The sequence below is a fragment of the Rhodococcus sp. NPDC127527 genome (assembly GCF_042672245.1).
GTDB lineage: Bacteria > Actinomycetota > Actinomycetes > Mycobacteriales > Mycobacteriaceae > Rhodococcus_G.
Window position 1 is genome coordinate 40,170 of the sequence record NZ_JBHXVP010000023.1, and the last position, 9,577, is coordinate 49,746.

9 protein-coding genes are annotated in these 9,577 nt (G+C 69.4%); 3 read left to right on the plus strand and 6 right to left on the minus strand.

What is annotated here, in order from left to right; genetic code table 11:
- Positions 1 to 4: 4 nt before the first annotated feature.
- From ACFVH2_RS24260 to mftA, 6 genes are all read right to left on the minus strand, one after another.
- Positions 5 to 1,957 (minus strand): mycofactocin system FadH/OYE family oxidoreductase 2, encoded by a 1,953-nt coding sequence (locus tag ACFVH2_RS24260; RefSeq protein WP_378421493.1) that lies wholly within the window; start codon positions 1,955 to 1,957, stop codon positions 5 to 7.
- Positions 1,954 to 3,879 carry a mycofactocin system FadH/OYE family oxidoreductase 1 gene (locus ACFVH2_RS24265; protein WP_378422165.1) on the minus strand — a complete coding sequence of 642 codons (1,926 nt, stop codon included), beginning with the start codon at positions 3,877 to 3,879 and terminating at the stop codon, positions 1,954 to 1,956. Before ACFVH2_RS24265 ends, ACFVH2_RS24260 begins: the two co-directional genes overlap by 4 nt.
- A gap of 3 nt (positions 3,880 to 3,882) precedes the next feature.
- A complete protein-coding gene (mftD, locus tag ACFVH2_RS24270; protein WP_378421495.1) occupies positions 3,883 to 5,061 on the minus strand; it encodes a pre-mycofactocin synthase MftD in 1,179 nt (392 codons plus the stop codon).
- Between the two features lie 9 nt (positions 5,062 to 5,070).
- Entirely contained in the window at positions 5,071 to 6,297 is a 1,227-nt protein-coding gene (gene mftC, locus ACFVH2_RS24275) for a mycofactocin radical SAM maturase (protein ID WP_378421497.1), read from the minus strand.
- A 71-nt stretch (positions 6,298 to 6,368) separates the two neighbouring features.
- Positions 6,369 to 6,665: a mycofactocin biosynthesis chaperone MftB gene (gene mftB / locus ACFVH2_RS24280; protein WP_378421499.1), complete on the minus strand. Its 297-nt coding sequence runs from the start codon at positions 6,663 to 6,665 to the stop codon at positions 6,369 to 6,371.
- Complete coding sequence (gene mftA / locus ACFVH2_RS24285; protein ID WP_142100268.1) at positions 6,650 to 6,748, minus strand: mycofactocin precursor MftA; 99 nt, start codon at positions 6,746 to 6,748, stop codon at positions 6,650 to 6,652. The genes mftB and mftA overlap by 16 nt, the downstream gene beginning before the upstream one ends.
- Before the next feature lie 111 nt (positions 6,749 to 6,859).
- Here mftA and mftR point away from each other — a divergent pair, with 111 nt between their 5' ends.
- The 3 genes from mftR (at position 6,860) to ACFVH2_RS24300 (ending at position 9,512) form a co-directional block, all read left to right on the plus strand.
- A complete protein-coding gene (mftR, locus tag ACFVH2_RS24290) occupies positions 6,860 to 7,516 on the plus strand; it encodes a mycofactocin system transcriptional regulator (RefSeq protein WP_378421501.1) in 657 nt (218 codons plus the stop codon).
- A 134-nt stretch (positions 7,517 to 7,650) separates the two neighbouring features.
- A complete protein-coding gene (mftR2, locus tag ACFVH2_RS24295; RefSeq protein ID WP_378421502.1) occupies positions 7,651 to 8,328 on the plus strand; it encodes a mycofactocin system transcriptional regulator MftR2 in 678 nt (225 codons plus the stop codon).
- A 128-nt stretch (positions 8,329 to 8,456) separates the two neighbouring features.
- Positions 8,457 to 9,512 carry a 2Fe-2S iron-sulfur cluster-binding protein gene (locus ACFVH2_RS24300; protein ID WP_378421504.1) on the plus strand — a complete coding sequence of 352 codons (1,056 nt, stop codon included), beginning with the start codon at positions 8,457 to 8,459 and terminating at the stop codon, positions 9,510 to 9,512.
- Positions 9,513 to 9,577: the final 65 nt, after the last annotated feature.

Genomic DNA, 9,577 nt, shown 5'->3' on the forward strand with positions numbered 1-9,577 from the left:
GCGCTTACACCGACATGCCCGCCCGGTGGCCCTCGACCACCGCCGCGTCGGCGCGCCGGGGCGAGAGCGCGTCACCGATCCGGTGAACCTCGAATGCACTCCCGGACAGTTCTTTCCAGAGCGCGTCGACCGGTCGCTGGTGCACGCAGCACACCACCGAGTCGAACTCGGGTTCGCTGACGACGCCGGTCGGGTGGTGCAGCAGCGTGACCCGCACCGCTGTGCCGGTCTCGGTCACCGACATGGGCACCAGATCCGTGCACTGCGCGATGCGCTTGTCGTGTGCGCGCCGCTGCCAGCCCTCCATGTCGAGGGTCAGCCCGAGGTCCTGTCCGACGATCATGGCGCTGGTCGCGACGGTCACCTCGCAGCCACGCTCGGCCAGCGTCTCCGCGACCGAGGTGGCCTGGTGGAAGCCGAGTTCGTCGAACACGAGCACCCGCCCGGTCGGCGCCGCCCGACCCTCGAGCACATCCCGCACGTCGACCACCCGAGCGCTGTCACCGGCCCAGCCGGGTCGCTGCGGCCGCGCGCCGGTCGCCACGATCACGACCTCCGGTTCGAGCGCCCGCACGAAGGCCTGGTCGACGCTCACACCGGTGCGCACGCGTACGCCGCGCCGCACGCACTCGTGCTCGAGATTGCGTACCAGGGTCCCGAATTCGACGCGCCCGGACGCGGATGCCGCCACGACGACCTGTCCACCGGTCCGTGGTGCCCGCTCGTAGAGCGTCACCTCGTGACCGCGCCGCGCCGCCGTTGCCGCCGCCTGCAGTCCGGCCGGCCCACCGCCCACCACGACCACGCGCCTCGGTCGACGTGTCGGGGACGGCAGCGGCGCCGACTCCCGTCCCGCCTCGGGGTTCTCGACACACCCGAGCCAGCGGTTCATCCCGACCCGCCCGATGCACTCCTGATTGCAGGACAGGCAGGTCCTGATGTCCTGCGGCTGCCCGGCCTCGGCCTTGGCCGCGAAGTCCGGGTCGGCGATCTGGCCCCGCACCACTCCGACCAGATCACAGTGTCCCTCGGCGAGCGCACGATCGGCCTGCTCGGGTTCGGTGAACCTGCCGACGCCGACAACCGGCAACGAGACGCGCTTCCGGATCGCACTGGGAACGAACAGCGAGTACCCACGCGGCACGGCCATCGACGCCTCGATCAGGTGCAGGGTCTCGGTGGCCATCCCGATCGAGGTGTTGACGTAGTCGACCCGGCCGCTCGCCTCGACCATCGCGGCGACCTCGACCGCCTCGTCGAGGTGAATGCCCCGGGCGATCGACTCCTCACCCGTCAGGCGGACACCGAGCACCAGATCCGGTCCGATCTCGCCGCGAACCGCCTCGACCACCTCGAGCAGGAAGCGGGCACGATTGCCGAGAGTGCCACCGTAGCGGTCGGTTCGCAGATTCGACTCGGGCGAGAGGAACGCCCGGATGATCGAGGACTGCGAGCACTGCAGTTCGACGCCGTCGAAGCCACCGAGCCGGCAGTGCCGGGCGACGGTCGCGTAGCCCGCGAGCAACTCGGCGATGTCGGCGTCGTCGACGGCCCGGGGTACCTCACGGAACAGGGGATCCGGCACCGGACTCGGCGCCAGCAGCGGCAGTTCGGAGTACATGCCGGAACCCTGACCGCCGTTATGGTTGAGCTGCGCCACGATCACCGTGCCGTGGGCGTGCACCGCGTCGGTGATCCGGCGGTAGCCGGCGACAACCTCGGGCCGATAGCCGCGAATCACCTTCTCGTACGGCCAGTCCGTCGGGTGGACGCAGTGCTCCTCGGTGACGATCAGTCCTGCTCCGCCCTTGGCGCGGGCCTCGTAGTAGGCCACGTGCTGGTCGGAGGGCAGGCCGTCCACGGCGGCATTGGTCAGGTGCGCGGTGAACACCACCCGGTTCCGGACCGTGCGCGGGCCGATCCGCAACGGTGTGAGCAGATGCGGGTACCGGGTCACGAATGCTCCCGCCGCAGCAGCATTCTCGCCGCCGCGCGACCCTCGCGGACGGCCTCGAGAACCGTGCGGGGCGCGACGACGTCGCCGGCTCGCACCGCCTCCCGCGACACCCCGGCGAGTGCGGTCCCGGGTACCCGATGAGAGCAGTCGACCAGCGTGGCGGCCGGCACGGTCTCGAGCTCTCCGGTGTACACGTGCTCGACTTCGACGCCATCGGCGGCCAGCCCGACGACCCGGGTGCGCAGTCGACGCGTGACCCCGGCACGCGCGAGCCGGGCGTTCGCGTCCGCCAGGTCGCCGGTGCGACCGAGCAGGGTGCCGGCGACCGGGTCGGGTGTCACGAAGGTGACGTCGTACCCGGCGGCGGCGAGCCACTCGGTGACACCCACCGCGACGGGACCACCGACCGGGTCGTACACCGCTACCGGTCCGGCGGGCATCGGTTCCCCCGACAGCACAGCCGGCGCGCTCAGCACCGCGACGGCGGACGGTCCGGGCCACCGCGTCGGCGCCGCGACCCCGCCCGTGGCGAGGACGACCGCGGTCCCGGCGGCGAGGGTGCGTTCGACCTCGCCCGCGGTCACCGCGCGCCCGGTCTCGATACGAACCCCGAGCCGGCGACACTGGCCCTCGATCCAGCCCGGCAACGCGGACAACCCTTCTCGGCCCGGGCCGATCGCCGCTGCTGCGAGCGCGCCACCGGGCCGCTCCGAGCGCTCGGCCAGCGTCACCCGGGCGCCGCCTGCCGCCAGGACCCGAGCCGCCTCGAGCCCCGCGGGCCCGCCCCCGACCACCAGCGCCTGGAATGCCTTCGCGGACAAGGGTTCTTCGATCGACTCGTGGCCGGCCTCGGGATTGCCGATGCAGGTGACGATCGGGTTCCTCGGATCACGCACGAGGCATGCCTGGTTGCACAGCACGCACGGCCGCGGTGCCCGCCCCGACCGGGCCGAGGCGACCAGGTCCGGATCGGCGATCTGCGCCCGCGTCATCTCCACCAGGTCGGCGACCCCGTCGTCGACGGATCGCTGGGCGTCGCCGAGGTCGATCACGCTGCCCTGCAACACGATCGACACGGATCCGCCCGCCGCCGCACGAATGTCCCGACAGAGTTTCACGTTGAACATCGGCGGGGTGTGCGCGTCCGGACGGTACGCCGTCGCGGACATCGGCCCGCCGCGCACGACCACGAGCAGGTCGAGCAGGGGCGCCAGCTCGCGCGCGGTCTGCGCCGCGGACTCGGGAGTGATGCCCGCCCACGGGGCGAGCTCGTCGCAGCTGAGCCGCACCGAGAGGATCCGGTCGACGCCGATCTCGGCGCGAACCGCGGCGACCACCTCCCGCAGCAGCCGCGAGCGGTCGACGCCGTAGCCGTCGGTGCGGGTGTTCGTCAGTCCCGACAGGAACTGTCGCAACAGCGCCGTCGGACCGGCGTCGAGTTCCACCCCGTCCACGTCGGCGGCCGCGGCCAGCGCGGCAGCCGACGCGAAACTCTGGACGACCGAGTCGATCTCGGCGGTGCCCATCTCCGCGGGCAGCTCGCGCGTGACCACGTCCGCGACCGGCGACGGCCCCCAGAGCACCGACTGCGAGTACGCGCTCGAACCCTGCAGGCCGCGGTGGCTCAGCCCGGCGAGCACCAGCGTCCCGTGCGGTCGACATGCGGCGACGATGTCGCGCCAACCGGATTCGCAGTCCGTCGCGAGCGGGGCCCGCTCGTACGGCCAGTCGTCCGCGCACACGGACGCGTGCTCGGTGACGACGATGCCGCAGCCGCCGACGGCCCGGCGACGGTAGTAGTCGGCGTGGCGCCGGGACAACGCGCGGCCGTCACCGAGATTCGTCTCGTGAGCGCCGAAGACCACCCTGGACTGGGCGCTGCGCCCGGCCAGGGTGGCCTTCGAGGTGATCGCGACAGGCAGTGGTCAGATCCCGAGGTCGCGACGGAAGCCGTCGGGGATGACCAGGTCCTTCGGCGACAGGTCGGCGATGTTCGAGTGTCCGAGGCCGAGCACCGCGGAGTCGACACCGCCGCGCAGGATGTCGAGGACGTTCTCGACTCCGGCCTGGCCGTTGGCCGCCAGACCCCACAGGTACGCGCGACCGATCATCACGGCGCGGGCGCCGAGCGCGAGGGCCTTGACGACGTCGGAGCCGCGGCGGATGCCGCCGTCGAGGACCACCTCGAGCTGGTCACCGACGGCCTCGGCGATCGCGGGCAGCGCCCGGATCGGGGCGGGGGTGCCGTCGAGGTTGTTGCCGCCGTGGTTGGAGACCGAGATGGCGGTGCAGCCGGCGTCGACCGCGCGCTTGGCGTCGTCGACCCGCATGACACCCTTGAGCATGAACGGCCCGTCCCACTGCTCACGCAGCCAGGCGACGTCCTCCCAGGTAGGCAGGGGGGTGCCCATCCACTGACCGTAGGCGCCGAAGAAGGTCGGAGCCGGGCCGCCGTCGGCCGGAGCGAGGTTCGGGGTGGTCAGGTCCGGGATGGCGCCCGATCGCACGAACTGCGACAGCCACTTCGGGTGCAGCAGACCCTGCAGGGCGTTGGCACGCATCGCGGCGAAGTCCATCTTCTCCGGGATCGCGGGGCTGCCCCAGTCCCGGCCCATCGAGAACGACCAGTCGAGCGTCATGATCAGGCCGGTGGCGCCGGCCTTGCGGGCCCGCTCCATCCGGTGCAGCAGCTCGTCCCGGGTACCGACCCAGTACATCTGGAAGAACGTCTGCGGATTCGCCTGCGTGACTTCCTCGACGGACTTGCTGGCGAACGAGCTCAGTCCCATCGCGATGCCGCGCGCGGCGGCGGCCCGGGCGACGGCGACCTCGCCGTCGGGGTGCACGGCCTGCACACCGGTCGGCGAGATCATCACCGGGAAGGACAACGGCTGCCCCATCACGGTGGTCGACAGCTCACGCTTGTCCGACAGCCCGGCGACGTGTGGGGCGAATCCGAGCTCGCCGAACGCGTCGATGTTGTCGGTGGTCGTCAAGCCCTTCTCGGAGCCGGCCACCAGCGCCATGTACACCGGCTTCGGGAGCCGCTTCTCGGCCCGCCGCTGCGCCTCGGCAACGGTCTCGAACCACGTGTTCTTTGCCATCGAAATCCTCTACTTCATTCCCGCAAGCGGGTTTTCGTCACAGATCTTGGCCGGAGGCCGGGTTGTCAGCAGGGTCAGCGGCACCGGCGCCTGTGGGGCGCGACGCTCGGCTCGCTTGCCGGTCCGCGAGTGATCCTGGCTGGACTTGGGGACGCTGCGGTCGGCGGCGAGTGCCGACTCCCCGTATCCCTGCACGCATTCGGGGTCCGGCCCGTCCATGGGAAGGCCGGTGAAGAACTTCGCCGCCATGCAGCCACCGCGGCAGGCGTCGTAGTGATCGCACTTGCTGCAGGCGCCACCGGTCTGCGGCGACCGCAGGTCCGCGAACAGCTCCGAGTGCTGCCACACGTGCTGGAACCCGCCGTCCGACACGATGTTCCCGGCCAGGAACTGCTCGTGGATCGCGAACGGGCAGGCGTACACGTCACCGATCGGGTCGATCAGACACACCACCCGGCCCGCGCCGCACAGGTTCAGGCCCGGCAGCGCGTCTCCGTAGGCGGACAGGTGGAAGAACGAGTCACCGGTGAGGACGCCGTCGCCGTTGGCGACCAGCCAGTTGTAGAGCTCCCGCTGCTGGTCCTGCGTCGGGTGCAGTTCGTCCCACACGTCGGCACCGCGACCGCTCGGGCGCAGCCGGGTGATCCGGAGCGTGGCACCGTACTTGTCGGCCAGGGCCTTGAACTCGTCGAGCTGGCTCACGTTCTGCCGCGTCACGACCACCGAGATCTTCGCGTCCTTGAAACCGGCCTCGGCGAGGTTCTCGAGTGCCCGCACCGCCATCGCGAACGAGCCGGGTCCGCGGACCGCGTCGTTGACCTCCGCGGTCGCACCGTCGATGGAGATCTGCACGTCGACGTAGTCGCTGGCGGCGAGCCGGGCGGCGACCTTCTTGTCGATCTTGACGCCGTTGGTGGAGAACTTCACGCCCACCTGGTGCGCGGTGGCGTAGTCGACCAGTTCCCAGAAGTCCGACCGGACCGTCGGTTCACCGCCGCCGATGTTGACGTAGAACACCTGCATCCGCTGCAGCTCGTCGATGATCGACTTGCACTGTTCGGTGCTCAGCTCGCGCGGGTCGCGTCGGCCGGAGGAGGACAGGCAGTGCACGCACGAGAGGTTGCACGCGTAGGTGAGCTCCCACGTGAGGCAGATCGGGGCATCGAGGCCGAGCTCGAACTGATCGACCAACCGGCCGACCGGGGCAGGAGCAGGGGGTTCCAGAACGGAGGTCATGGGTGTGTCCTCGTCAGACGAAGTAGGGGTGTGGGCGTCGCGATGTCGCGAGCAGGGCCGGTGGGCGGCGGTCAGGCAGCCGTACTCGCGGCCATCGGCACGATCATCTTCGACTCGGCCAGGGTGCCGAGGGCACGGGCGTAGAGGTCGATGCGGGCGTCCTCGATGCCGGCGGCACGGATCGCGCTACGGGCGTCGGGATGGTCGGCCAACGACTTCACGATGCCGACGATGGTCACGTTCTTGAGGAACGACAGTTTGCGGGTGCCGAAGTGGTAGAGCAACGCCCCGAACGGCTCGGGGCGAAGCGCCACCTGCGGGTGCAGCTTCCACCCGGTGTCGAGATCCACGGTCAGTACACGCCGCACATGCCGTCGATCGAGACCTCTTCCACGAGCGACTCCTGGACGAGCTCGGTCTCGGCGATGACAGTTTCGCGATGGTCGGACATCGACTTGCCTCCTGTGTCAGGGTTGGTGCCGGCCACACGCGACACGCGATGTGACCCGGTTCACGACAATAATGGCATCGAGTGCAGAATGAAAGACCGGAGGAGAAACTGGTGCGGAGCGCGAGCAAAACAACCGGTCGGATCGGTCGCAGGCCGTCCACGACGCGCGACCGGATCAGCAACATCGGCATTGCACTGTTTGCCGAGCACGGCTTCGAGGAGACCAGCGTCGACCAGATTGCCGAGGCCGCCGGTATCGCCAGGCGCACGTTCTTCCGCTACTTCCCGTCCAAGAACGCCGTCCCGTGGGGCGACTTCGACCTGCACCTGGCCAACATGCGCGCCCAGCTCGCCGAACTGCCCGTCGACATCCCGTTGGCCGAGGGCCTCACCGAGGCGCTGCTCGAGTTCAACAGCTTCCCCGCCGACGTCGCCGCCCTGCACCGACAGCGGATGGAGATCATCCTGAAAGCGCCTGCGCTACAGGCTTATTCGATGTTCATGTACAACGGCTGGCGCGAGGTCATCGCCGAGTACGTGGCCGCACGGCTCGGCCGAAGCCCGTCGGACCACCTGCCTCGGACGGTCGGATGGATCGTGCTCGGCGTCGCCCTGTCCGCCTACGAGCAGTGGCTCGACGACGAATCGCTCGAGCTTCCGGCACTGCTGCGAGCGGGCAGCGACACCCTCTCGCGCGGGCTGGCCTCACTCTCGACCAGCCGCCCTCCGAATTCCGTTGCCGATCAAGATCTTTCCGTGGGCGGGTAACGGCACCACCCACCGGCCTGCCTCCGAGCACACCTGACACTTTTCTCCAGACCGGCTCCCCTCGCGGCCGATTCGCCCTAAAATGAAGTCGGGAACGGCGCCTGCCGTCCCGATTTCAGGCCATGAAGGACACGATGACGGACAAGTCCGTGATCTTGGGACGACCGGCTGGCCGCAACTCCACCGGCGACTCACGGACGCCCAGCACCGCACACGGCAACCTGTCCGAGCAGGAGATCGTGGAGGCGGCGCTGCGCGTCGTACACGACGACGGACTCGACAAACTGTCGATGCGACGCCTCTCACGCGAACTCGGCGTCTCCGCCATGGCGCCGTACTACTACGTGTCCGACAAGAACGAACTCCTCGACCTGGTCGCCACCGCGGCCCTGTCCGGCGTCACCGCCCCGGACCCCACCCTCTCCTGGACGGAGCGCCTGCGCATCCTGATCGACCAGATCGACGCGCGCCTCGCCTCGTACCCCGGGCTCGGCGAGATCCTGCTCGAACAGATGCTGCGCAAGCAGCGTCGACTGATCGCGCTCGTGATGGAGATCCTGTTCGACGCCGGTTTCTCCGAGCGCAACGTGCTCGCCGCGTACGCCACGATCCACACCTACCTGTTCGGCCGCAGCGGCGCCTCGACACAGGATCCGACCATGCCGGACCGGACCGGGCTGCCGGAGGTCGTCGCGCGTGCGACCAGCCACCTCGACGAGGTGCACGGCTGCGACATCTACCGCTTCGGCGTCGAGACCCTGATTGCCGGGCTGCGGGTTCAACTCGACCGCCAGCTCGCCCAGGAAACCTGACTTCGCGTATCCCGACTATCGGGATGCGGGGGTCCAGTTCTACGATCCAGCTGCTTCCATGGTTTCTGCTACATTTGAAACTAGAACACGTTTCAGATTTGACCCGAACACCGAGAGGACCCATCCCGATGACCACTGTTGACGTGCCGCACAGCTCCAGGTCGGTTGTGCTCACAGTGTCGGGCGTCGTAGAGGAGACCTCCGACGCGCGGTCGCTCGTGTTCGCCGTCCCCGCCGATCTGCGCAGCAGGTTCGACTACAAGCCCGGCCAGTTCCTGACCCTGCGCATCCCCAGCGACCTGACCGGTTCCGTCGCGCGCTGCTACTCGCTGGCGAGTTCGCCGTTCAGCGACGCCGAGCCGAAGGTCACCGTCAAGCGCACCGTCGACGGCTACGGCTCGAACTGGCTCTGCGACAACGTCAAGGTCGGCGACACCATCGAGATGCTGCCGCCCTCCGGCGTGTTCACCCCGAAGTCGCTCGACCACGACTTCCTGCTGTGGGGCGCAGGCAGCGGCATCACCCCCGTCATCTCGATCCTCAAGTCCGCCCTCAGCGAGGGTTCGGGCAAGGTCGTGCTGGTCTACGCCAACCGCGACGAGAACTCCGTGATCTTCCGCGACGAACTGCGCAGCCTCGCCGCCCAGTACCCGACGCGGCTGACCGTGGTGCACTGGCTCGAGAGCCTGCAGGGCCTGCCGACCCCGGATCAGTTCGCGACCCTGGCCGCGCCGTTCGCCGGTTTCGAGTCGTTCATGTGCGGCCCCGGCCCGTTCATGGACACCGTGCACAAGGCCCTCGCCGAGGCAGGCGTCCCGCGTACGTCCGTGCACGCCGAGGTGTTCAACTCGCTCGCCGGCGACCCGTTCCAGGACGTCGAGCTCGAGGAGGTCACCGAGGAGGAGGCCGCCGATGCCGCGAGCGCCTCGGTCACCCTGGACGGCGAGACCCACGAGCTGAGCTGGCCGCGCAAGCAGACCCTGGTCGACATCATGCTGGCCAAGGGGCTGGACGTGCCCTACTCCTGCCAGGAGGGCGAGTGCGGCTCCTGCGCGTGCACGGTCCTCGAGGGCAAGGTCGAGATGGACAACAGCGAGATCCTCGATCCCGAGGACATCGCCGCCGGCTACATCCTCGGCTGCCAGGCCCGTCCCGTCACCGATCGGCTCGAGATCGAGTTCTGAGATGCGCTTCGCGCAGTGGTGCGGTTGCGGAGGGTCTGCCCACCCAAAGCGCCCCACAGCGCGAA